The following is a 24,798-nucleotide window of genomic DNA, read 5'->3' on the forward strand; positions in this document are numbered from 1 at the left end:
CCCGCGCATCGTTGCCCCGGCATCGCGGTGGACTGCCCGACCGCACCGCGCCCAGGCCGGGCAGGCCGCCTCGGCCGGGCGTCACGTCAGGGCGGCGGCCCCCCGGCCGGCCGGCCGGAGCCCGGGAACGTCACGAGCGTCCCCATGTCGGACACGGTGATCTTGTGCTTGTCGGTGAGCGACACCCACGTGGTCTGCGTGCCGCCGTACGCCTCGCCGTCGTGTCCCCACGCCTGGACGCTGCGCACGAACTCGTACACTGCGCCACCCGGCCCGGGATGGCGGGCGCCGCTGCACGACACGAACAGCAGCGGCGCCTGCCGGCCGGAGGGCGCCTGGAGGAGGGCGCCGGACTGCCACACCAGGAACGCCAGCTCGTTGCCCCTGAGCTTGCGGTGCGCGCCGCTGGCCGCCAGCCGGACGAGGAAGCTCGCCGGGTCGGCGTGGGCGCTGATGTAGAACAGTTGCCGCTGGCCGAGCCCCGCGCGACCGCCGAACGGGGTCGGCAGCTCCTGCTGGAAACTGTCGGGGTCGCCGTCACTGGTCTGGGCGTAGTGGTCCAGCGGGTCGTCCTCGGCGACATCCTGGAACTCGTACCAGATCCTGGTGCTGCCCTTGATCGGGAAGACGATGCCGACGACCCGGTCCGCCTTGCGCACGACGACGTGTTCGACGTCGTCGATGGTCAGGGGCTGTCCCCGCCTGGTCGGCTGGTCCGCGGCGGTCGGCACGGTGACGGCCAGGGGCACGGCCGGTGCCGTCGGCGGCGCAGGTGTGAGGTCGCCCGGCGACTGGGGGAGCTGCACGAACATCCCCATGTCGGAGACAGTGATCTTGTTCTTCTCGAAGATGGACGGCACGAGCCGCTGGGTCGGCCCGTACGCCTCGCCGAGATGTCCCCACTGCTGCACCTGCCGGAAGAAGTCGTGCGCGGCACCGCCCGGGCCCGGGTAGCGGGCGCTGGAGGGCGTCAGGAACAGGATCGGCGCCAGCGCACCGGAACGCGCCCGCCGTAACGCCCCCGTCTGCCGGACGAGGGCGGCGAAGTCCCCGCCCGTGAGCAGTCTGGTGCCGCCGCCGCGCAGCGCGACCGCGAACCTCGTCGGGTTTCCCTGGGTGTAGACGTACACCGGTTGCCGTCCGCCGAACGCCCGACGGCCGCCGAAGGGCATCGGCAGCTCCTGCTCCTCGCTGTCCGGTTGGAGGCTGGTGGCCTGCGTGTAGGACCCCAGATCGTCGTCCTGATCGATCCCCAGCACGCTCTCGGGCATGTGCTCGCGGTCGCGGGGCTGAACGGGGAAGACGACGGCGACCACCTTCCCCGAGCTGTCCGTGAGCACGATGTTCTCGGTGTCGCCGATGCCCAGGTCGGTGTCGCCGGTGGGGTCCGGCGCGCCCGGTCCGGCCGCCGACACGTCCCAGGAGACCGGGTCCTCCCCGCCGGTCGGCACGGCGTCGGGGAGCGCCGGGAGCAGCGCGGCGGCGAGGAACTCCTCGCTCGTCAGGCCCGTCGCCGGGTCGACGGTGAACGTCCTCCACCGGTCGGCGGTGGTGGGCTCCGCCGGTCGGCCCCGGCCGTCGTCGAGCCGGGTGGGCGCGACGAACGCCCGGCCGTCCGACGTGGTCCACGCCGTACCCTCCGGGGCGGTGACGGGTGTGCCGGGCAGCAGCCGGGCGAGCTGCTCGGCGAAGCCCGACTCGGCCGCCGTGCGCCCGGCGACGAGCAGCACCGGCCGCCCCGTCCAGCGTGGGTCCGCGCGGATCGCGTCCGCGAGCTGCGTGGGTGACAGCGGCGTGTCGCCGACGACGATCCCGCCGGAGTCGCCGTCGGCGAAGACGACGAACGTGCCGTCGCGGGCGGGGAAGCGTCGTGCGGCGTCGAGGGCGGTGGTGTCGTCCGGGTCGGCGAGCAGCAGCCCGGCCGGCACCGGTCGCGGGGCCACCGGTGCCGTGGCCGGGCCCCACGGCACCGCCACCGGGCCGGGCGCCGTCGCCGGCTGGTCGAGGTGGGGCCCGGCGCTGGTGGTGGCCCCGGCGCCGGGGGTGATGTGGTGCCAGACGGCGGTGCCGGCGCCACCGGGTCGGGGGCGGCCGTCCGCGGTGTAGACGGTGGGTGCCGTGAAGGTGTGGTGGTCGGGCGTGGTCCAGGCGGCGTGGGTGGGCGCGGTGACGGGCACGCCGAGGTGGTGGGCGAGCTGGGTGGCGAACCCGTCGGGTCGGGCGGCGGTGTCGCAGCTGACGAGGGTGACGGCCTGCCCGGGACGCCAGGCCGGGTCGGCGCGGACGAGGGCGGCGAGCTCGGCGGCGGTCAGCGTGGCGTCGGCGGCGGCGAGGTGGGTGGGGGTGCCGTGGGCGAAGACGAGGTACCGGCCCGAGGTGTGCGGGTGGCTGGCGGCGAGGTCCAGGTTGGCGGTGTCGGCGGCCGGCAGCCAGGCGAACCCGGCGGGCACGGGTGTGGACACGATCGGGCCCGGACCGGCGGCGGTCGGCGGCTGGGCGAATCGGACGGCGGCGGGCGCGTCCACGTCCATCCCGTCGCCGTCGATGTCGTCCAGCTCCATGTCGTCGCCGGCGTCGCCCCCCTCGTCGTCGTCCGAGCCGTCCGAGTCGGCCGGGTCCGGGGCCTCGTCCATCGCGTCGTCCATGGCATCGCCCATGGCATCGTCCATGGCATCGTCGGTTGTCGCGTCGTCGTCCGAGGCGTCGTCGTCGAGGTCTTCGGTGTCCATGGCGTCGGCCCCGCCGTCGGACTCCGACTCCGCATCGGCCCGGCCGCCGCCCCCGGTGTCGCCGTCGCCGGGCCCGGTGGCCGCCGCCACGGGCGGGGGCGGGTTGGCGGTGGTGTGCAGGTGCCGGTACAGGCCCCGCGGAAGGGTGTCGCCGAACTGGCTGGTGAGTTCGTCGAGTCCGACACTGGGCCGTTCCATGTCCATCACCGCGCCCAGGGCCTCCAGGTCTACGGTGGACGCGGCGCGGGCCAGCAGGTCCGTGCCGTCGGAGACCGCCGTGAAGCGGTCCTGACCGTCGTAGTTGGACATGAAGTAGTCGCGGCGGGTCGTCGCGGTGGCCTGGACCGGCCAGGGATCGCAGATCACCGCGTCGGCGCTGTCGGGGTCGCCGATGACCACGAACGCGTGGTCGAGGCTGTGGTTGATCTGGGTCAGCCGGACCCCGGGCAGCAGCTGCCAGAGCAGCGAGAATGCCAGCGCGGCGTTCTCGCCGCAGTTGCCGGTGTGCAGGTGCGTGGCGACCACGCCCTGCTGGGCCAGGCGCACGGCCGGATCCTGGTCCGGCGTGAAGTAGTCGCCGCTGCGGACCTTGCCGAGATACTCGTGGGTCAGCCCGCCGGTGCGGGCCACGTGGTCGACCTGGTTCGCCGAGCCGCGGTAGAGATGCCGCTTCGTCGTCTCGATCACGTGGTCGCTCACCATGAGCAGCAGCTTCTGCTGCTGCTCCGGGGTGCCGGCGAGGGCTTGGAGCTGCTGCTCCCGCTCCGCCTGTCGCTCCGAGCCCCGGGCCTCCTGCAGGTCCTGGAAGGCCTGCCACGCCTGCTGCTCCCAGGACGGCGGCGGCGGTGACGGCGCCCAGCTGACCGGCCCGGCCACCGCCGGGTGCGCCGCCCCGCCCAGGCGTGCCCCGTCGGGACGGGAGTCGACCTGACCGGTGTCCGGATCCACGGTCACCGTCCGCCACTGGTCGGCTTCTGTGCTGGGGGCCGGCCGGGGACGCCCGTCGGCGTCGTAGTCGGTGCCCGCCACGAACGCCTGACCGTCCCCGGCCAGCCACGCCGTGCCGTTCGGCGCGGTGACGGGAGTCCCCGGCAGCAGGCCCGCCAGCGTTTCGGCGAAGCTCGCCGACGGCGCCGCCGCCCCGGCCGGCGACGCGGCCGTGTCGCACGCCATCAGGACGATCGGCCGGCCGCCCCAGGCGGGGTCGTCCTGGATCATCCGCGCGAGCTGCGCGGGCGTGATCCGGCGGTCGCCGACGACGAGGTGCTCGGGCGTGCCGTGGGCGAAGACGACGTACCGGTCGGGGTCGGGCGCGAAGGCGCGGGCGGCGTCGAGGTTGGCCCGGTCCGACCCCGGCACCAGCACCCGTCCGGCGGGCACGGACAGGTCGACCACGTCGCCGGGCGCGTCCCCCCGCGCCCACGGCACGGGCTCCCGGGCCGCCTGCTGCGCGGCCGTGGTCACCGTGGTCGCCAATTCGGTCGTCTCCCCGGCGAGCCGGGTCGCGCTGCGCTGCTGCCGCGTGACCTCAGGCAGGGCCGCGTCGAGGGCGGCCGACCACTGCTCGGGGCTGCCCGCCGCCGCGTCCGCCCGCGCGAGGCCGTCGGCGGCAGCGGTGAGCGCGGCCCGGGCCCGGCCGTGGGCCGACTTCGCCGCGGCGTACGCCGCCCATGCCTCGCGGGCGGCCAGGCGGGCGGCGGCCGAGTGGGGTTCGGCGGCGGCGATCCGGGCCGCGCCGTCCCGGGCCGCGGCCTGCGCCCTGGCGACCTCGGCGGTCGCCTCGGTGACGTCCTTCGCGGCCTGGTCGAGCTGCGCGACGGCCGGGTGGACCGACGCGGCGTACGCGTGCAGGCGCTCGGCCGTCTCCCGGGCACCGTCGAGCGACCCGGCGGCGGTGGCCAGCGCCTTCTCGGTCCGGCTGACGGCGTCCTGCGCGGCCGACTGGGCGTCCCGCGCCGGCTGGAGCCTGGCGGCGGGCACCTTGGCGGCGAGCTCGGCGACCTCCGCTGCCGCCAGCTCGACGGCCGCGCGGGCGTCGTCGTACGCCGTGCGCGCCTGCCCGTGGGCGGCCTCGGCGGCGGCGATCCCGGCCGTCGCCGCGCGGTCGAGATCCGTCGTGCGGCGGTGCGACCGCGACTCTCCGGTGAGCCGGCCCGCCTCGGTCGACGCGGCCGTGACCTCGGCGCTCAGGTCGGTGAGGGCGGCGTCGAGGGCGGCCATGTCCTCGATGCCGGCGATCTCGGCCGCGTCGACCGCGTCCGCCGCGGCCTGCACGACGAGCGCGTTCAGGCGCGCGACCTCGTTCGCGTGGTGCTCGACGTGTCGGCGTTCGGCGTCGAGCCGACCCCGGTACTGCTCGGCCGTGCCGGCGTTGGCCGTCGCCCCGGCGAGGGCCCGGGTGGCGTCGGCGAGGGCGCGGGGGGCGTGGGCCATCCCGGCCTCGGTGGCGGACCGGGCCGACTCGGCGTCCGCCGCCGCGTGGCCGGCCGAGTCCCGGTGCCGGGCCAGCTGCCTCGCGGTGGTCCTCGGGTCGGTTGCCGTCCCGTCGGTTGCCTGCTTCGCCAGAACGGAGGCGGCGGCGATGGCGGTGGCGATCGTGGTGGCGCTGGCCTGTGCCGTCGTCTCCGCCTGCCGGGCGTGCCGGGCGACGCCGTCGGTGTAGGCGGCGGCCCGCGAGGCGACGTCGGCCGCGTGGCGGGTCGCCCGGTCGAGCAGGTCGAGCTGTCGGGTGGCGTGCAGGGCGCCTTGCAGGGCCTGCTGGGCGGCGGACCGGGCGGCGATCGCGTCCCGCAGCGCCTGGGTCAACGCGTCCCGCCGTTGCCGGGCCCGCTGCGCCGCCGGCGTCGGCCGGTCGGTGACCAGGGGCGCGATCTCCGCGAGGGCCCGCTCGCCGACGGTCAGCGCGGCCTGCCGGTCGCGTCCGGCCTGCTCGTCGAGTGCCTTCGCCTCGCCGAGGGTGGTCCGGGCCTGCCGGGCGAGGTCGGCCACCCGTCGGTGCGGCGGGCCGACGTCGGCGGCGGCCTTGTCGACCTGCGCCGCCGTCCGGGTCGCTGCGGCGGTCAGGTCGGTGACCGTGTCGACGGTCCGTTCGATGCTGCGGCCGATGCCCGTCAGCTCGAACAGTGCGTGCTCGGCGGTGGTGTCGAAGGTGTGCAGGGCGATGGCGGCCGGCGTGACCTCCCGGACGACGATGTGTTCGTACTGGTCGTTGGTCGTGCGGCTGACCACCTCGAAGCGGGCGCCGGGCAGGAAGAGCACCTCCTGTTCGTCGGGCTCGGCCGACAACGGCGTGATGTCCCGTCCCGCATGGCCGTCGAGCTGCATCTCCAGGAGCACCGGATGGCTCGTGCCGTCGGCGGTGTGGCCCGCCAGGAACTCCTCCGCGACCCGGCTCCGCCGGCTCGCGCTGCTGAGCGATCCGAAGGTGATCTCGGTGCCGCCGTACTGGCCGAGTTTCCCCGACATCGGGTCACCCAGCTTCCCGGCGGCCCAGTCACTGCGCCAGACCGTCATGCCCGTCGCGGGCGGGAGCAGCTGGATGGCCTCGATGGCCATGTCGAAGTGCACCCGCATCTCCGCCTCGAGCTCGGCCGCCAGGGCGCGCGCCCGGTCGCGCAGCTTCTGCCGGTAGGAGTCCGCCTTGTCGTGTTTCTTCGGGTCGGCCTGGAACTGCCCGAGCAGCTCGACTACCGCCGGGTCCGCGCTGACCGCCGAGGGGATCTCGTTGGGCGCAGCGCCGAGGACCATCTCGACGAGGCGGTCGACGCTCCTTCGCACCGCACGTTCGAGGAGCAGGCCCGACGCGACGGTGCCCACGACGGGGGCGGGCGCGACGGCGTTGAGCAGGCTGTGGTTGCTGCCCGTGTACGCCTGGAGCGCGGTGAAGTGCGCCGGGGTGAGTTGCCGGGTCAGCGCCCGGGTGTCCATCCCGTTGGTGGCGATCCAGTCGAGCATGGCCGTCGACGCCCGTTGCGGCTGGCCCGCCGCCTGCCACAGCTCGTACCGCCTCCTGCCGGCGCGCGCCAGGTCGCCCGGTGTGAGGCTCTTGAACCCGTGTGCCTCCGCCTTGGCCTGGTAGGCGGCCTCGTGCGGGAGCATCCCGGTGTCGGCGAGGCCACGCAGGGTCGTGACCGGCAGGCCGAGCGTGGCGAGCGCGTGGTAGACGTCCTCGGCGCTCGTCGCCTCCGACACGACGGGCCCGACGTCGACGATCTCGGCCCCGCGGAGGATCTCGTACAGCGAGTGGTCCTCGGAGGTGAGCATCCACGCGGCGATGGCCAGCAGGAAGTGCTCCGGCGCGACGCCCGGGACCTTGAGCCAGGCGAACGCGGCGAGCAGCCGGGCGGTGGTGCCGGAGATGCCGGCGACGACCGGCAGGCCGGTCTTGGTGTGGGTGTGGCGGTACCACAGCGAGGTGGTGTCGTTGTCGAACCAGGCGCGTCCGCCGACCCAGGGCAGGGGCAGCTCGACCCCGAGGGCGCCCTCGTCCGTCCAGCTGCTCTCCGGCTGGGCATGGCGCTGCTCGGTGCCGTCGGCGGTGGTGACGGTGAAGGCCCTGCGCCCGGGGCCGGTGAGGTAGCGGCGTTCCCGGTCGCTGAGCGCGGCACCGAGGGCGGCGAGTTGCCGTGGGGTGAGCTTGCCGGGCACGCCGAGGTTCTTGGCGAAGTCGGCCGTGCCGAGCCGGTTGGAGCGGCCCGCCTGGCTGGCGGTGATGGCGGTGGTGTCGGCGGCCGGCTTCTTCGACAGGGCGGTGATGTTCCCGAGGGCGAAGGGGTCGAAGGCGTAGTTGTAGCCCTTGCCGACGATGCCGGCGATGCCCTGCATGACGGTGCGGTTCCAGCCGGTCAACTGCCGGCGCAGCTTCCGCAGCGCGGCGCTGTCGAGGCCCAACGCGTCGGCCCGGGTCCAGTCCTGGTCCGCGACGATGCTCTGGACGACCTTCTTGAGGGTGGCCTCGGGGCCGGCGTCGTTGTAGTAGGCCGCGTTGTAGAAGGCGGTCATGAGTTCACGCAGGTTGCCGTCGCGCAGCAGCGCACGGACCTCCGCGTCGGTGAGGTGGTCGCCCACCTGGCCGGCGCTGGTCGGGTCGTCCTTGACGAACGAGCGGCGCACGCCGTCGGGACGCCCGTCGTTCGCGTACGCCTCCAGGACCTCACGCAGCCGTTCGACGGTGGCCTTCGCGGCGTGCTGGACGTGGGGGAGCTGGTAGAGATGGGCGCCGAGGTCGCGTTCGAACCGGGTGGCGTGTTCCCGGTACTCGGCGGTGTCGAGGATGGGCCGGGCGCCGTAGGGGCGGCTGTCGGGGCCCCAGGCGACCGGGTGCGGCGGCGGCGCGGAGGCGGTGGTGTGGGGCGGAGCCGACCCGGCGAGGCGGGGCCCCAGGTCGTCGACGGCGAGGAGGTCGTCGGCCGTGGGGGTGAAGGTGCGCCACCCGTCGTCCGGGCCCGGTTGCGCGGGCCGGGGCCGCCCCTCGGCGTCGAGGACGGTGCCGGCGACGAGCGCCGAACCGTCCGGGGTGCTCCAGGCGGTGCCGGTCGGGGCGGTCACCGGCACGTCGAGCAGGCGGGCCAGCGCGGCGGCGAAGCCGGTGTCGGCGTCGGCGGCGGTGTGACACGACATCAGCAGGATCGGCCGGCCCTGCCACCCGGGGTCGTCCCTGATCAACCGGGCCACGTCCGCCGGGCTGCGGCCCCGCCCCCCGCCGAGGTCGAGTTCGTGCGGCGTGCCGTGCGCGAAGATCACGTATCGGTCGGGGTCGGCCGGGAAGGCACGCGCGGCGTCGATGTTCGCCCCGTCGGCCGCGGTGACCAGGACCCGGCCGGCCGGGACCTGCTCGTCGACGACCGGGTCGGTGACCCAGCCGATGGTCAGCTCGCCCTCCAGCGGCGAGGCGGCCGGCCCGAAGGTGTTGGCGGCGTCGAACACGAGCACGTCGAGGTCGTCGAGGAGTTCGTCGATCAACCGGGCCAGCTCCTGCGACCGGGCGTACCGGGCGTCGATCTGCCCGGCCAGGGACCGGACCGCGTCGAGGGCGGAGTCGGCGCTGCCGATCTCCCACTCCGCGTTGGCGACCGCCGTCTCGACCAGCCGGAGATCGTCGGCCAGGCCACGGATCTGCGTCGGCAGGTGGGCGTGCGCCGCCTCGGCCTCCAGCATCGCCCGGGTGGCGGCGTCGCGGTTGCGCGCCAGCGCCGCCGACCGGTCCAGCAGCCCATCGTCGTCGTCGGCCGGCAGGCCGTGGGTGAGCCGGGCGGACTCCTGCTCGGCTGCGGCGAGCTGCGTGACGCCGTCCTCGATGGTGTCCACGGCCCGCCCGGCCTCGTCGATGGTGCGCGGCCCCGACTCGGTAGCGTGAAAGGCCGTGAAGAGGACGTGCTGCGCCTGGCCGAGGGCCCGGCTGGTGGCCAGGGCCTCGTGCTCCATGGCCTCGAGGATGTCGTGGGCGTCCTCGCCGGCCTGGTGCAGGTCGGCCCAGATCCGTTCGGCCTCCGTCACGATCGCCCGGGCGTTGCCCGGGTCCTGCGCCCGGTCCTCCAGGTCCCGCACGGCGGCCCAGGCGTTCGCGATCGTGTTCTCGTAGGCGGCGGTCGTCCGCTGCGCCGCCAGCACCCTGCTCCGCCGCTCCCGCACCGCCTCGTCGGCGCCGGACGAGGCCGTGGACCTGTCGAGCAGGTCACGGAACGTCGCGAGGGCTGCGGTCAACTCCGGCGTCAGCGCCCGCACCTGCTCAGCCAGAGGGGGAACGGCCTCGGCCAGACTCCGGACCGCGGTGCCGAGCCCCGACACCTCCGCGATGGACCGCTTGGCCTCGGCGACGAGCGCCTCCCGGGCGACCCCTTCGGGCTCCACCTCCCTCATCATGATCTTTTCGATGCCGGCGGCCTCGTCGATCTCGCGGGACGTGACGACGAAGCGGGCGCCCGGAAGGAAGAGCACCTCCTGCTCGGTGGGCTTTGCCGAGAAGGGGGTGATGTCCCGGCCGGCGTGACCGGCCAGCTCGATCCCGATCAGCACCCGATGGCTGGTGGCGCTGTTGGTGTACTTGGCCAGGATCCCCTGGGCGACGCGCTCGTCCCGGCTGGCGCTGTTCAGGCCGGAGAGGGTGAGGTCGTCCCCGCCGTAGGCCGAGAACATCTTCCCCAGCGGGTTGGTCAGGCCGCCGGCCGCCCAGTCCGCGCGCCACACGACGCCCTTGTCGGCCGGGGGGAGCTGCCGCAGCGCGTCGACGACCATGTCGAAGTGCGCCCGTAGCTCGGCCTCGACGGCGTCCCGGATCTCCCGGCCCCGGTCCTGCGCCTGCTCCCGCACGGCGGCGATCCGCTCCGGCGTCCGGTCGGGGTCGGTGGCCATCTCGTCGTGCAGGCCACGCAGGATCGGGTCGTTGGCGAGGATGGACGGGATCTCGGCCGGAACGAGGTCGACGAGCAGGTCGACGGCCTCCCGGATCTTGTGCTCCAGCACCAGCTCGGAGGCGAGGTCGGTGAACGGGCCGGCGGGGGCGACCGCGTTGAGCAGGCTGTGGTTGGAGCCGGTCCACACCTGCAGGGCGAGCAGGTGGGCCCGGGTGAGCCGGTTGGCCAGGGCCTTCGGGTCCACGGAGTTGAAGTTGAGCCACTCCTGGGTGAGCTGCTTGGCCGTCGCCACGTCGTAGGCGGCGTTGGCCAACTCGTCGGCCACCTCCAGGGACCCGTCCAACTCGTCGGACGTCACCGCGGCGTAGCCGTGCGCGGTGTGCGCGGCCCGGGCCTTGGCGAAGTAGGCGGCCTCGTGCGGCAGCAGCTGCTCCAGGAGCGCCGTGTCGTCCAGGTCGACCGCCGGAGGCATTCCCTCGGGACCGGCCGCCGGCAACCGGTGCTCCGGATCGCCGACCTGGCGCAGGACGGGGGCCGGAACGCCGAGGGCGGCGAGCGCTTCGTACACCTCGTCGGCGGCCATGGTGGACACCGGAGGGCCGCTGCCCACGATCTCGGCGCCGCGCAGGATCTCGTACAGCGAGTGGTCCTGGAAGGTGAGCATCCACGCGATGACGGCCAGCAGGAAGTCCTCGCGGCTGACCCCCGGCACGTTCAGCCACTCGAACGCCATCATGAGCCGGGCCGTGGTGCCGGAGATGCCGGCCGTCACCGGCAGGCCCGCCTCGTGGTGGGTCCGGCGGTACCAGACCGACGCCAGCCGGGAACCGGTGTCCAGCACGACGCCGGCCCGGCCGCCGACCCAGGGCAGGGGCATCTCGACGCCCAGCGAACCCTCGGCGGTCCACGAGGTGTCGGGCTCGGCGTGGACCGTCTCGGTGCCGTCCGTCCCGACGGCGGTGAAGGGCCGACGTCCCCGGCCGGCGAGGTACCTCTTCTCCCGGTCGCTCAGCGGCGCGCCGAGCGAAGCCAGGTGGGTGGGGGTGAACTTGCCGGGCCCGCCACGGTTCGCCTGGTCGTCGTGGCGGGCGATCCGGTTGGCCTGGCTGCCGCCGAGCGCGATCAGGTCGGTCAGCGGTTTCTCCGACTGCCCGGCCACCCGGCCGAGGGCGAACGGGTCGCCCTCGCCGAAGGTGTGCCCCCGGCCGACCAGCTTGGCCAGCCCACCGATCAGCGCACCGGAGAGCGTGTCGAGCTGCTCGTGCTGGCGTTGCAGGGCCGGCACGTCCAGGCCGAGCTGCGCCGCCCGGTCCCAGTCCGTGTCGGCGAACAGCTCCTGGACGACGGTCTTCAGCGTCGGGTCGGGCGAGGCGTGGTGGAAGTAGGCGGCGTTGTAGAAGGCCGTCATCAGCTCGCGCAGGTTGCCGTCGTCCAGCAGCTCGTCGACCTGCGCGGCGGTGAGCTGGTCACCCACCTGCCCGGCGCTGGTCGGGTCGTCCTTGATGAACGAGCGCCACACGCCGCCGGGACGACCGTCGAAGACGTCCAGCACCTCCCGGAGCCGCGCGACGGTGGCCTGCGCCGCCCGCCGCACCCGGGGCAGCCGGTACAGGTACGCCCCGAGCTGCTCCTCCAGGTGGGTCGCGAAGATCAGGTGCTCGGTGGTCTCCAGGACCGGCCGGTTGGTGTACGGCCGGCCGTTGCCCTTCCACGCGACCGCGTCCCCGACCGCGTCCGCGACCGGGCGGGGCGGGGTGCCCGGCAGGTCGGCGCCGGCCTCCTGCACGTGGGTGTCGCCGGGGGCGTCACTGGTGAACGTCCGCCACCCGTGGCCGGCGTCCGGCTCGGCCGGGCGGGGGCGTCCGTCGGGGCCGTAGGCGGTGCCCGCGACGAACGCGTGCCCGCCGGGGGTCGTCCAGACCGTGCCGGTGGGGGCGGTGACCGAGGTGCCCGGCAGCAGCCGCGACAGCTTGGCCGCGAAGCCGTCGGCGTCCGCACCCGTGTCGCACGAGATCAGGACGATCCGCTGTGGACGGTCCGCCCCGAGCAGCTCGGTGAGCTGCTCGGGCGTGACCCGCCGGTCGCCGAGCACCAGGTGGTCGGGGGTGCCGTGGGCGAAGACGACGAGCTCGCCGTCGCGGGCGGGGAACGAGCGGGCGGCCTCGGCGTGGGTCGTGTCGTACGGGTCGACGAGCGCCCACCCGGCCGGGACCGGCTGTGGCCCGTCGGCCTGGGCCTGCGGTGGCCCGTCGGTCGGGGCCGGCCTGACCTCGCCGCCCGCAGGCATGGTCGGCAGGGGCGGCTCGGCGGTGGCCCGCACCGGCTCGGTCGACCGGGCCGTCTCACTGGACTGGGCCGCCTCGGTCGACTGGGCCGGCTTGGTCAACCGGGTCGCCTCGGCCGGAGGGGCGACGGGCCCGGGCGGGGCGGTCCCGACCGGCGGCTCGACCGGCCGGACGATGCTGTCGGCGACCTGTGGTGGCGGGCCGGCGGCGGAGCCGGTGGCGGTGCGCGGGTCGGCGTATCGAGGGGGGTGTCCGCGCCGCCGGGGCGGACTGGTGGTGGCTCCGCGCGGGGGTGCGGTGGTGCCGTCGCGGGCCGGGGTGGTCGGCGCGGTGGTCGGGCCCTCGGTGCCGGTGGTCGGGCGCATGGCGCCGGTGGCCGGGCCGGTGGTGCCGGTGGCCGGGGCGGTCGTGGCCGGCGCGGTGGCCGTGGTGGCGGCCTCCGGCCCGGCCGCCGGGCCGCCCGGCGGGGTCGGGCCGGTGGGCGTCAACTGGGTCACCACGCCGGGCAGGCCGGTGCCGTCGGGCCGTTCGTCGGCCGGGCCCGTCGGCACGGGCGGGCCGCCGAGGGGAGCCGGGCCGTCGAGGCCGCGCGGGTTGCCGGTGGGCCCGGCGGTGACGCCCTCGGCGTCCTGGGGGAAGGGGCCGCCCCGCAGGCCGGTGTCCACGGGCGGGGGCAGGTGGCCGCCGGGGCCGTGCGGGCGCGCCTCCGGGTCGCCGGGCCGGGTCGCCGGGTCGCCGGGCCGGCTCGCCGGGTCGCCGAGGTGGCTCTCCGGGCCCGGGGAGCGGTGCTCCGGGCCGTCGAGACGGTTCTCGGGGCCGGCAGGGCGGTGCTCCGGGTCGCCGACACGGTGTTCCGGGTCGGCCGGACCGGGTGTGTCGCCCACCGGGGACGGCGTCTCGCCAGGGTCGGCGCGCCCGGGGTCGAGGGTGGACGGCTGCTCACCGGGCCGCTGCGGCGCGTGCTCGGGACCGCGGGAGGGGCCGTCCCGGTCGAGGGGCGGCGTCTCCCCGTCGGTGGGCGGGTCGACGGGCGGCGTCTCCCCGTCGGTGGGCGGGTCCAGGGGCGGCGCGTCCCCGCCGGCGGGCAGGTCACCCGGGCCGGTGGGCGGGCGGGTGACGGACTCGTGGGTGGCGGGTGGGCCGGTGACAGGCGCGGGGTCCAGGGGCGCGGGGTCGCCTGGCGCGCCGTCGCGGGTCGCCGGCGTCTCGTCGCGGGTGCGGGGCCCGGCCTCGGCGGCGGGGTCCCGGGTCACGGGCGGGGGTTCGCGCCGGTCGGTGGGGTCCGTCGAGCCGCCCGTGGACGAGCGCGGCTCCGGCTCGTCGTCGACGTTCGTCGGCGGGCCGGGGCGCTGCGCGCCGGGCTCGCGCCCCGGCCCGCCGGGCAGCCCACCGTCCGTCACCGGCAACGGGCCCCCGGTCACGTCGTCGTGCGAGGGCGGCTGCTCGTACGGGGGCGGGTCGCCGCCCGGCCCGTCGGCACCGGACTGCCCTGCCGGGGAGTCGTCGCCCGGCCGCCACGGGTCCTGCCCGGGGCCGGACCGGTCGGTCTTCGGGCCGTCCAGGCCGGCCGGGTCCCCGATGCCGTCTCCGCCCTGGCCGTGGCCGCCGGGCCCGGACTGCGGCCCGGGGCGGACGTGCTGGCCGACGTCCTCGGCCCACTGCTGGGTGAAGCCGGTGATGACGGACGAGGTCACCGTGGCACCCGGGTTGAAGTCGCCGCCGAGGATCCCCCAGAGGAACGTCTCGCCGAGGAGTTCGCCGGCTGCGGCGAAGATCTCCTGGCCGTACCGGTGGGTGCCGACCTTGGGGAACCACTTCGCGCCGGCCTGCATCACGCCGCTCGCCGTCGCCCCGATCAGCATGCCGGCGAGGAAGTCCAGCAGCACGTCGTTGCCGTCGATCTTGTCCCGGTTACCCTCGGCCATCTGCAGGCCCTGGGCGGCCAGGCCCTGCCACAGCTCCTCGAAACCCTCGCCGATGGCGTCGAACGTCAGGTTGGCGATGCGTTGCAGGATGCGGCTGCGTAACTGCGCGATCAGGGTGCTGACGATCTCGCTGCCGGTCCGGATCAGGGCCGGCACCATGAAGGCGCTCGCTCCGCCGGACAGGGCCAGGAAGACGTCCCACAGCGTGGTGAACATCGCGATGGCGATGTTGTACTGCGTCTGCTCCGCGTCGAGGGCGAAGTCGTAGGCGCTCTGCCCGAGGGCGGTGGAGATGTCGCCGGCGACCGGCACGTTCGTGGTGAGGCTCTGCGCGAAGTGCTCGAACGCCTGCGCCGCGTCGCCGCTCAGGAGCGCGGGCATGTTGCCCGCGAGGCCGGCGGTCCCGGCCACCTCCTCGTTGAGGGTGTTGGTGAAGGCGAGCAGCTCGTCACCCATCTGGCGCAGGGCGGTCGGGTCGGCCTCCGGGTACTCCTCGCCGACGCCGTAGAGGATGGCGTCGTAGACCCACTGCCATTCCGGGTCGGTCGAGATGTGCAGGTCGGGCATCGGGCGCTATCCCTGAGCCGTGCCGTACGGCTCGGACGTGCCGTCGGGGTGGTAGTCGACGTACGTGGGCCCGGCGGGCGGACCGTCGGCCGGCGCGCGTTCCACCAGGAACAGCTGGTAGCCGTCCTTCACTTCGAACGGCGTGCCGCCCAGCCGCACGTCCGTCCCGGGCGGCAGGGGGGTGATCGCGCGGTAGTGGTTGGCGTCCACCCGCACGGTGCCCGGCGCGACCTCCCGGAAGTACACCACCTGCTGGTGGTCGCCCACCGGCACGCCGCCGACCAGGACTTCGGCGTCCGGCGGCAGCGCCGGGGCGAGGACCGAGGAGCTGAGCGTGCCCGCCGGCACGGTGAGGACCAGCCCCGGCCTCAGCCGTTCCGGCTCCAGTCGGTCCGGCACGGTACGCAGCAGCGCCGGCCGTAGCTTCTCGTAGCGGCGGTTGTCCGTGGCGGGGTTGGTGCCGGAGTTCGGGCGGAGGTTCCCGAAGACGGTCCCGAGTTTGCGGCCGGCACCGTACGCGTCGTCGTCGGCGCCCCGGAAGGTCGTGCCGGAGACGGTCAGGCCGTCGGCCGTGTAGTCGAGCGTGTCGGCCGCCGCGCCGACGATGTTCTCCAGCGCGAGCAGCCCGGCGACGAACTTCGCGGCGAACTGCTGGCCCAGGTCGTCGTTGCCCCAGCTGGTCCCGTACGTGTGGCGCAGGGCCTCGATGTACGCCTGGAGCTGGCGGAACGCGTCCGCCCGGCCGCGGTACTGGTCCCCGAGGCGGCCCAGGCCCTCCGGGTCGACGAAGAGGTCGCCGCTCATCCGGACACCCGCCCCAGCCCCAACTGCTGCCGGACGCTGTTGACCATCCGCGGCTGCGGCGGCAGCAGCGTGTCGGTGTCCACGTCGCCGCTGATCAGGTCCCGGGCGTTCAGCCCGTCCGGCAGCAGGGGCGCGATGACCGCCGCGGCCTGTGACTGGGCCTCCTCCCGCGCCTCCCCGATGGCCTGCATGAGCAGGGTGCGCAGCTCGGCCGGCGCGAGCCGGCGGTAGGCGTTGGTGGGGAAGGTGATGTCCGAGACGACGCCGTTGTGCCCCACGGTCACGGACACCTCGCGCCGGGGCGACGTGCGGGTGACGGCGATCGACCGCATCCGCCGCCGCAGGGCGCCGAGGCCGTCGCGTTGCTGCTGGTACCGCTGGAACAGGCTCTCGATGCGCTCGCTGAACTCCACGCGCTCCTCCTTCGCCGGACGCGGCCCCCAGTACAGGACCGGCGGCGGCCGTGGCCAAGGCGCCGACGACCGATCAGGGCGGAACAGGCAGCGGATCTTCCCGAGTGTGCCGCCAGGGCACCGGGAGGCAATCCGGGGCGTCGAACGGGCAATCCCGCCAGCGGAAGCCTCCCGACGGGCACGTCGATTGGCAAAACTGTCGCCGACGCCGACGGAACCGGATCGCCGACCGCGCGGCGTCATCGCGGAACGACCGTTCGGAGGAGATTCGCTGTGACGATGCCAGTGGTGCAGACCAACGAACCGGGCATGCAGCAGGCGGCCCAGGAGTTCGCCAGCCGCGCAGAGGAGTTCACCACTCACCTGCGCAACGTCAACGACCAGATGGGAATGCTGCAGGCGTCCTGGACCGGTGAGGCGTCGGCTCAGTTCAACTCGGCCATGGACGCCTGGGAGAACGCGTTCCAGAAGGTGATCAACGAGCTGCTGACCATCATGGAGGCCATGGGTGTCAACACCCAGTCCTACTCGGCCGCCGAGGACGAGGCGTCCTCCACGGCGGCATCCTTCGCGCAGGCGCTGCCGGGCTTCTGACCGAACCGTCGAGAAAGGATCTGACCGATGTCGAACTACCGTTTCAGCTTCACCCAGGCCGACGCCACGCTGACCGACATGAACGGGATCAACGGGCGTATCACCTCCGCGCTGGCCGAGATGGAGGGCAACGTCGAGCGGACGCTCGCCGAATGGACCGGCGCGGCGCAGGAGCAGTACCAGGTGTCGAAGGCGGCCTGGAACGCGGCGGCCGCCCAGATGACGGTCGCGCTGGATTCGGCGCGGCAGACGCTGCTCAGCATCGCGGACAACTACGGCACCACCGAACAGAACGCGGCCAAGATCTGGAACGACGTCCGGGGCGGGTGACCGCGCGTCGGGGCTGCTGCGCGACGGCGGCCTCGACACCCACCCGGCCGACGCCATTCCTGGTCATCGTGTTCTGGAGGTCAGATGGTCGACTACAGCACGCCGAACGACGAAGCCATCAAGAGCCTGGGGCTGCTCGACCGCTTCGACGGCGATCACTATCCGGGCTGGGCGTTCGACACCATGGTGCGTATGCGGGAGGACTTCGCAGACAACTACGCGGACAACGAGTACACCCAGTACGAGACCAACATCTGGATCTACTACCGGGACCACATCCTCCCGCAGGACAAGTGGGAGAAGCTCGTCGAGAATCCGGCCCCCGACCCCGGCGACTACGACCCGGAGCGCCACTACACGGACAAGCCGCCCATCGAATTCGAGCCGCCGACGGGCGTGCACGGAAGGTCGGGCGACCGGGGCGAGGTCGTCATCAGCTCGGCGGCCATCGAATACTTCTGCCGACAGATCGAGAGCATCACCGAGGACGGGTCGCTCACCCAGGCGGTGCGGAAACTGTCGGTGCTGGACATCAAACCGGGCACCTTCGGTCACGCCGTCGCCCTGCGCGAGGTGATCACCGGGCCCAGCGGCTCCACCACCAACTACGGCCTCAAGGGCGACACCATCGGCTTCCTCAACGCGGTCGACCAGGCACTAGTCGGCCTCGCCAAGAACCTGCGCGCGATGCTGCGGGAATACGAGAGCGCCGAGGACCTCAACAAGCTGACCGCCGCCACGTTCGACAACGCCATGCGGGACACCTGGTCCAAGATCGGCATGTTCAAGGACTACGGCAACAGCAGTTCGGGCGTGCCGGGCGGCTCGACCGGTGGCGACGACGAGGGCACCACCGCCCAGCCGTAGGGGAGAGCCGGCCGTTGCCAGCCGGTCGTACTTCAGATGGATCGAGGATGAACCGTGGCGGACAACAACTCCGACCCCGATGCCGACTGGAAGCGTCCGAACATCGATCCGGACGCCGTCTTCGGCAGCACGGCGGCCACCGCCAAGGATCTCAACGACTACGTCGACTGGGCCAACAGCGACCCGCCGCAGTGGAAGAAGCTGAAGGCATCGGTCGTCGGGGTGTCGGCCACCGCCATTTCCGGGGCGGAGAAGACGGCGATCGCCAGCGGCATCGTCGACGCGCAGTCCCTCGCCGACGCCTACGGCGCCTTCCAGTACGCGTACGAGCTGCTGTCCTGGCTGGAGTCGTTCATCTACGACCAGGCGCACGCGATCGCGGGCGAGGACCGGGCGTGGGCGGGAGTGGCCGCCGAGGCGTTCCTCGCCAAGATGCAGTTGTTCGCCGACTACCTCGGGGCCAACGCCGAACGGATCGCCGGCGGGGGCGGCAGCGGGGGCACCGGATCGGTTCCCGACCAGCTCTGGAACAGCGCCAACTACCTCGCCTGGGCGCAGAACGCCATGGAGACGATCGACGTCGGCTGGGCGGAGATCGCCAAGGCGAACGGCGCGGGAGTGACCGACACCGGGCTCGTCGCGATCAGCTCGACCGAGTACGTCAAGCCGATGACCGCCCAGATGTTCGAGGTGGTGGACACGCTCGCCGGTCAGTACCAGCTCACGTACGGCCGGGTGGTCCCACCGACCCCGAGCCAGAGCTTCCAGACGACGCCGCCGACGACCACGACCAGGCCCACGACGACGCCGCCGGCCACCACCACCACCACCACCAAGCCGCCGACGACGACCACGAAGCCACCGCCCACCACCACGACGAAGCCGCCGCCGACGACCACGAAGCCGCCGCCCCCGAAACCCTCGCCCACGAAGCCGCCGACCGGCACGCCGCCGACCGGCACGCCGCCTCCCACCTCGACCAAGCCGCCGGCGACCACCGCGAAGCCGCCGACGGTCACGCCGCCGGCGACGAAGCCGTCGTTGACGACCCCGGTGGTGACGCCGTCGGTGGCGACGCGGCCGTCGGCGACGGTCCCCCCGGTGGTGACGCCGCCGGTGACGAGGCCGCCGTTGTCGACCTCCGCGCCCGTGGTGACGCCGCCGGTGACGAGGCCGCCGTCGAGGTCCCCGGTGGTGACGTCGCCGCCGAAGCCCACGGTGACGGCCCCGGTCGTGACGCCGCCGGTGACGTCCCCTCCGGTGCTGACGCCGCCGCCGAGGCCGCCGACGCCCCTGCCGGTCGGCTCCCCGCGACCGCCCGTCGGCACGCCGCCGGTGACCACGCCCCCGCCGCGCGTGGACCGGCCCGGCGGTACGCCGCCGGCACCGACCGGCACGCCACCGCCCCGCAGCGGCGGGGTGCCGGGCGGCCAGAACGGCGGCGGGCTCCCGGGGTTCGAGGCACCGGGCGTCGACGCTCCGCCGACGGTCGACCCGCCCGGCGTGGACGGGCCCGGTGGGCTCGCCCCGCCGGTGCTCGGTGGCGTGGATCCGCCCGATGCGACCGGTGGCGGCAGGCCGGACGGCACCTCCGGGGCACCCCCGTTCCTGCCGCCGCCGTCGGGTGCGCCGGGTGGCGCGGGGGGCGGTGCGCCCGACCGTCCGGACGCGTCCGGCCTGGTCGAGGGGGAGCGGCAGACCTGGGACCCGCCGCTCTCGGGCGGCGTCGACGTGCCGTACTCGCCGGGCGGCACGGAGGCCGGGGGCAGCGGGCTCGGCGCGTCCCCGGCGTCGCCCGCCCCGGCGGGGAGCGGCGGCGTGCCCCCGTTCCTGCCGCCGCCGTCGGGTGCGCCCGGTGGCGCGGGGGGCGGTGCGCCCGACCGTCCGGACGCGTCCGGCCTGGTCGAGGGCGAGCCGCAGACGTGGCAGCCTCCGGTGCCGGACGGCGTCGACGCGCCGGACGCCCCGCAGGGCGCGCCGCCCGGTGGATCCGGCCTGCCACCGGTGGTGGCGCCGCCGGTCGCACCGGCCGATCCCGACGGGCGCGCCGCGCCGGAGCGGCCGGACGCCGCCGAACTGCTCGATCCCGAACCGGGCTGGCACCAGGACCTGCCGGTGCCGGTGCCGCTGCCCGTGCCGTCGCGGGCCGCCGGCCCGCAGGGTGACCCCGAGCCGCAGCGCAAGCCCGGCCCGAAGCGTGCCGCCGGCTCGCAGGGTGACCCCGAGCCGCAGCGTGTGCCCGGCACGGAACGTGTGCCTGGGCCGGAACGTGAGCCCGGCCCGGAGCGCGCCGTCGACCCACCGGGCGGCCCCGCCGCGCCGGTGCGGCCGGGGTGGGCGGCCGCACCGGTCGGTTCGGTGCCCAGGCCCGGAGAACGCGAGAAGGCCGAGCGGCCCGAGGCCGCCGAGCTGCTGACCGAGGCCCCGACGAGCTGGGCCGCCGACGACGCGCCGGCTTCGGACCGGGTGCCGGTGGTACGCCCGACCGGCGAGCCCGAGGACACCAGCGCCTGGGACGCGCCGGGCGAACGGTGGTGGCTGGCCGGCGCGGACCTGCCGGCCGCCGACCCGGACCGGGCGGACCGGGGGACGGATGCGTAGCCGGCCGGAACCGTCCCGCACCTGGCGGCGGGACCGGCGGGGCACGCCCCTCGCCGAGGAACAGCCGCCGCGCTGCGGCGGGCCGGACTACACCGCGGCCGAGCGGGCCGAGCTGCGGGCCCGGGCCGAGGCGGAGCAGCGGGCCCGGGCCGAGGCGGAGGCCGAGGAGCGCCGCGCGGCCTCGCGCGCACGCGCCGGGCGCCGGCCCGTCGCCGACGCGGCCGACGTCGCCGCCGCCGACGACCCCATGGGCGAGGAGCCGGCGAAGGACGCCGGGAAGGACACGCGGTACGCGGTCACGCTGCTGCGGGAGGACGACGCCTGGGGCGGCGGATGAGCAGCCGGACCCGAGGAGGGTGCACGTGAACACGATCACCGTGAAGCGGCCGCCGCGTGCCGCCGGACCGGAGGCCCCGGACGGGGAGGTCGAGCTCCAGGAGCCCCCGCTGATGGCCGAGGAGGCCCCGCTGGACTTCCGGTCGTTCGCCATGATGGTCCCGATGGGCCTGGGCATGGGCGGCATGATGATGATGTTCGGCCTGTTCAACCGCACCCCCATCCTGTACGTCATGGGCGGCGCGATGGCCGCCGGGATGCTGTTCATGGGGCTGGTCCAGATCGGCCGGGCCGCCGCCGACCGCAAGCGCAAGATGCGCGGTGAACGGCGGGACTTCCTGCGCTACGTCACCCAGCTCCGCCGGCAGGCCCGCAAGGCCGCCAACCAGCACCGGCAGGCCGTGCTGTGGGACAACCCCCAGCCGGACACGCTCTGGTCGGTGGCGATGAGCAGCCGCCTCTGGGAACGCCGCCCGAGCCACGACGACTTCGGCAAGGTGCGGATCGGCCTGGGCCGGCAGAACGCGATGATGCGGTTCCTGCCCCCGACCACCAAGCCGATCGAGGATCTCGAACCCCTCTCGTCGATCTCCCTGCGCCGCTTCTCCGAGGCGTACCGCACGGTGTCGGGCGTACCGATCGCCGTCGGTCTGCGCAGCTTCACCAGCATCGAGTTCGAGGGTGAGGGCGGCCCGGCGGCCGAACTGGCGCGGGCGATGCTCGCCCAGCTGGCCACCTTCCACGCCCCCGACGAGCTGCGGATCGCGGTGCTGGCCGCCGAGGAGCACCGCGCCGAATGGGACTGGATCAAGTGGCTGCCGCACAACGCGCACCCCACCGCGCACGACGCCGCCGGCCCGGCGCGGCTCTTCGCCGCCGGCCACGACGAGCTGATGGACCTGCTCGGGCAGGAGGTGGTCGACCGCGGCGACCACGACCAGTCGGCCCGGCCCAGCTCGGCGGAGCCGTTCGTCGTCATCCTGGCCTACCTGGCGCGGCTTCCGGACAGCTCCCGCCTGTACGGCGCGGGGCTGCGCAACGTCGTGCTGCTCGACCTGACCGGGGCCCTGCCCGGCGGGCCGAGGGTGCTCCGGCTCGACGTGCGGGACACCGAGGTCGCCTTCCCCGCCGGTGACGAGACGCGGTCGGCCGAGCGCGACGGTCTCGGCGTGGTGCCGGCCGAGGCGCTGGCCCGCGTCATCGCGCCGAAGCGGACCAGCGGCACCCTCGAAGCGGTCGAGAAGCCCCTGGAGTCGAGCTTCGACCTGACCACCCTGCTCGGCATCCGCGACGCGCACACCTTCGACGTGCAAGCGTCGTGGCGCGGCCGGCAGCCGCAGCGCTCCCGGCTCACCGTGCCGATCGGGGTCACCGCCGACGGCGAGGTCATCGAGCTCGACCTGAAGGAGTCCGCCCAGGGCGGGATGGGCCCGCACGGGCTCCTCATCGGCGCCACCGGCTCGGGCAAGAGCGAGCTGCTGCGTACCCTGGTCTGCGCGCTCGCCGCCACCCACTCCTCCGAGATCCTCAACCTCGTCCTGGTGGACTTCAAGGGCGGCGCGACGTTCCTCGGCATGGAGCGGCTGCCACACACCTCGGCCGTCATCACCAACCTGGCCGACGAGCTGCCCCTGGTCGACCGGATGCAGGACGCGCTCAACGGCGAGCTGACGCGGCGGCAGGAGGTGCTGCGGGCCAGCGGCCACGCGTCGCTGTTCGACTACGAGAAGGCCCGCGCGGCGGGCGCCCCGCTGGTGCCGTTCCCGGTGCTGCTGGTCGTCGTCGACGAGTTCAGCGAGCTGCTGTCCAGCAAGAGCGAGTTCATGGACCTCTTCGTCTCCATCGGCCGGTTGGGCCGCAGCCTCGGCGTCCACCTGCTGCTCGCCTCGCAGCGGCTCGACGAGGGCCGGATCAACCGGGTCGAGGGGCACCTGTCCTACCGGCTGGCCCTGCGGACGTTCTCCACCATGGAGTCCCGCGCCGTCATCGGCGTGGGCTCCGCCTACGAGCTGCCGTCCGAGCCGGGCAACGGCTACCTGAAGGTCGACACCAGCAACCTGGTCCGGTTCAAGTCGGCGTACGTGTCCGGCCCGTACAGCGGCGGGCGACCGGTCGCGGACGAGCCCGGCCGGCAGGCACGGGAGCCCGCCGACGTGGTCCTGTTCGGCACCCGGCAGGCCCGCGTCCGGCACGACCCGGCGCGGGTGGACGCCCCCGCGGTCGAGCCGGCGGACGGGGCGGGACCCGACGACGAGGCCACCGGCCCCAGCCTCGTCGACGTCCTCGTCGGCCGGCTGGCGGGGTCGGGCCCGCCGGCCCGCCAGGTGTGGCTGCCGCCGCTGTCCGACCCGCCCAGCCTGGACACGCTGCTGCCCAGCGTCGTTCCCGACCCGGCGCGGGGCGCGACCGTCGGGGACCCGGCGCTGCGCGGACGCCTGCGGGTGCCGGTCGGAATCGTCGACCGGCCGCAGGACCAGCTCCGCGAGCTGTTCGTCGCGGACCTGTCCGGGGCCGACGGGCACGTCGGCGTCGCCGGTGCGCCGCAGAGCGGCAAGTCGACCCTGCTGCGCACCCTGATCCTGTCGCTGGCGGTGACCCACACCCCCGAGGAGGCGCAGATCTACGGCCTCGACTTCAGCGGCGGTGGCCTGGCGGCGGTGGCCGGGCTGCCGCACGTCGGCTCCGTCGCGACCCGGCTGGAACGCGACCGGGTGGTCCGCACCGTCGAGGAGGTCCGGCAGATCCTGGAGCGGCGGGAGGCCGAGTTCGTCGAGCGCGGCATCGACTCCATGGCCACCTATCTGGCGCAGCGGGCGGCGGGTGCGATCGACGACCCGTTCGGGCACGTGTTCCTCGTCGTCGACGGCTGGTACACGGTGAAGCAGGACTACCCCGACCTGGAGCAGCGGATCGGCGAGCTGGCCTCCCGTGGCCTGTCGTTCGGCATCCACCTCGTCGTCACCGCGACCCGCTGGTCGGAGCTGCGGACCTGGCTGCGGGACCTGCTGGGCACGAAGGTCGAGCTGCGTCTCGGCGACTCGATGGAGTCGGAGGTGGGCTCGCGCAAGGCGGCCACCGTGCCGAACCAGCCGGGGCGCGGCATCACCGCGGACGGCCTGCACTTCCTGACCGCCCTGCCCCGGATGGACGGCAGCTCGGCGGTCGACGACCTGGCGGAGGCCACCAAGGCGGTGACCGAGGAGATCCGGGTGTTCTGGCCGGGTCGCCTCGCCCCCGAGGTGCGGCTGCTGCCCACCCGGCTGCCCGTCGCCCAGCTGCCGCCGCCGGAGCCCGAGTTCAGGGTGTGCGTGGGCCGCGACGAGCAGCGCCTCGCCCCGGTGTGGCACGACTTCCTGACCACCCCGCACCTGCTGGTGTTCGGCGACGCCGAGACCGGGAAGTCCAACGCGCTGCGCCTGGTGCTGGACGCGGTCCGCCGCCGCTACGGCCCGGACGAGGCGAAGGTCGTGCTGGGCGACACCCGGCGGGACCTGGACACCGCCCTGCCGGCCGAGTACCAGGTCGGCACCGGCCTCACCGGCGACAAGCTGTTCGAGCTGGCGGGCCAGGCGTCGGTGTCGATGAGCCGCCGCATCCCCGGCCCGGACGTCTCGTCGGAGCGGATGCGCCGGCGGGACTGGTGGCAGGGCCCGGAGCTGTTCGTCGTCGTCGACGACTACGACCTGATGACCAGGGGCGTCGGCGCCGGCTCGACCCTCGACCCGCTGCTGCCGCTGCTGGCCCAGGGCGCCTACATCGGCCTGCACCTGATCGTCGCCCGGAGCACGTCGGGGGCGATGCGGGCGATGATGGACCCGGTCATCCGCCGGCTGTGGGAGCTCGGCAGCCCCGCCCTGCTGTTCTCCTACCCCAAGGAGGAGGGCAGGTTCCTCGGCGAGGCCGCGCCGCGACAGTTGCCGGCCGGCCGCGCCCAACTGGTGACCCGGCGCGGCGTACGCCTGGTCCAGACCGGCTTCGTGACCACCGGGAGATGA

The 24,798-nt window shown here is 74.7% G+C and carries 9 protein-coding genes; 6 read left to right on the forward strand and 3 right to left on the reverse strand.

Going from position 1 to position 24,798, the window contains the following annotated elements:
* Positions 1 to 86: 86 nt before the first annotated feature.
* The 3 genes from TK50_RS13360 to TK50_RS33670 are packed head-to-tail and all read right to left on the reverse strand — an operon-like array spanning position 87 to position 16,075.
* Entirely contained in the window at positions 87 to 14,858 is a 14,772-nt protein-coding gene (locus TK50_RS13360; protein ID WP_043963041.1) for a hypothetical protein, read from the reverse strand.
* A gap of 6 nt (positions 14,859 to 14,864) precedes the next feature.
* On the reverse strand, positions 14,865 to 15,662 hold the full coding sequence (locus tag TK50_RS13365) for a hypothetical protein (protein WP_043963042.1): 798 nt from the start codon (positions 15,660 to 15,662) through the stop codon (positions 14,865 to 14,867).
* Entirely contained in the window at positions 15,659 to 16,075 is a 417-nt protein-coding gene (locus TK50_RS33670) for a YbaB/EbfC family nucleoid-associated protein (protein WP_043963043.1), read from the reverse strand. Before TK50_RS33670 ends, TK50_RS13365 begins: the two co-directional genes overlap by 4 nt.
* Positions 16,076 to 16,348: 273 nt before the next feature.
* Here TK50_RS33670 and TK50_RS13375 point away from each other — a divergent pair, with 273 nt between their 5' ends.
* From TK50_RS13375 to TK50_RS13405, 6 genes are all read left to right on the forward strand, one after another.
* Positions 16,349 to 16,669: a WXG100 family type VII secretion target gene (locus TK50_RS13375; RefSeq protein ID WP_052503733.1), complete on the forward strand. Its 321-nt coding sequence runs from the start codon at positions 16,349 to 16,351 to the stop codon at positions 16,667 to 16,669.
* A 27-nt stretch (positions 16,670 to 16,696) separates the two neighbouring features.
* Complete coding sequence (locus tag TK50_RS13380) at positions 16,697 to 16,999, forward strand: WXG100 family type VII secretion target (RefSeq protein WP_043963044.1); 303 nt, start codon at positions 16,697 to 16,699, stop codon at positions 16,997 to 16,999.
* Positions 17,000 to 17,083: 84 nt separating this feature from the next.
* Positions 17,084 to 17,866 carry a hypothetical protein gene (locus TK50_RS13385; RefSeq protein WP_043963045.1) on the forward strand — a complete coding sequence of 261 codons (783 nt, stop codon included), beginning with the start codon at positions 17,084 to 17,086 and terminating at the stop codon, positions 17,864 to 17,866.
* 54 nt (positions 17,867 to 17,920) lie between these two features.
* Positions 17,921 to 20,467, forward strand: a complete 2,547-nt coding sequence (locus tag TK50_RS34140) for a hypothetical protein (protein WP_158499168.1) — start codon at positions 17,921 to 17,923, stop codon at positions 20,465 to 20,467.
* The gene (locus TK50_RS13400) at positions 20,460 to 20,804 is read left to right on the forward strand and encodes a hypothetical protein (RefSeq protein ID WP_043963047.1); all 345 of its coding nucleotides are present in this window, start codon (positions 20,460 to 20,462) and stop codon (positions 20,802 to 20,804) included. The genes TK50_RS34140 and TK50_RS13400 overlap by 8 nt, the downstream gene beginning before the upstream one ends.
* Positions 20,805 to 20,829: 25 nt before the next feature.
* A complete protein-coding gene (locus TK50_RS13405) occupies positions 20,830 to 24,798 on the forward strand; it encodes a type VII secretion protein EccC (RefSeq protein WP_043963048.1) in 3,969 nt (1,322 codons plus the stop codon).

It is taken from the genome of Micromonospora haikouensis, assembly GCF_000876225.1.
Lineage (GTDB): Bacteria > Actinomycetota > Actinomycetes > Mycobacteriales > Micromonosporaceae > Micromonospora > Micromonospora haikouensis.

What these genes read in the sequence shown, in the direction of transcription:
- TK50_RS13360 (WP_043963041.1), bottom strand. Translation starts at nt 14,858, where the DNA reads ATGCCCGACCTGCACATCTCGACCGACCCGGAATGGCAGTGGGTCTAC.
- TK50_RS13365 (WP_043963042.1), bottom strand. Translation starts at nt 15,662, where the DNA reads ATGAGCGGCGACCTCTTCGTCGACCCGGAGGGCCTGGGCCGCCTCGGG.
- TK50_RS13380 (WP_043963044.1), top strand. Translation starts at nt 16,697, where the DNA reads ATGTCGAACTACCGTTTCAGCTTCACCCAGGCCGACGCCACGCTGACC.
- TK50_RS13385 (WP_043963045.1), top strand. Translation starts at nt 17,084, where the DNA reads ATGGTCGACTACAGCACGCCGAACGACGAAGCCATCAAGAGCCTGGGG.
- TK50_RS13400 (WP_043963047.1), top strand. Translation starts at nt 20,460, where the DNA reads ATGCGTAGCCGGCCGGAACCGTCCCGCACCTGGCGGCGGGACCGGCGG.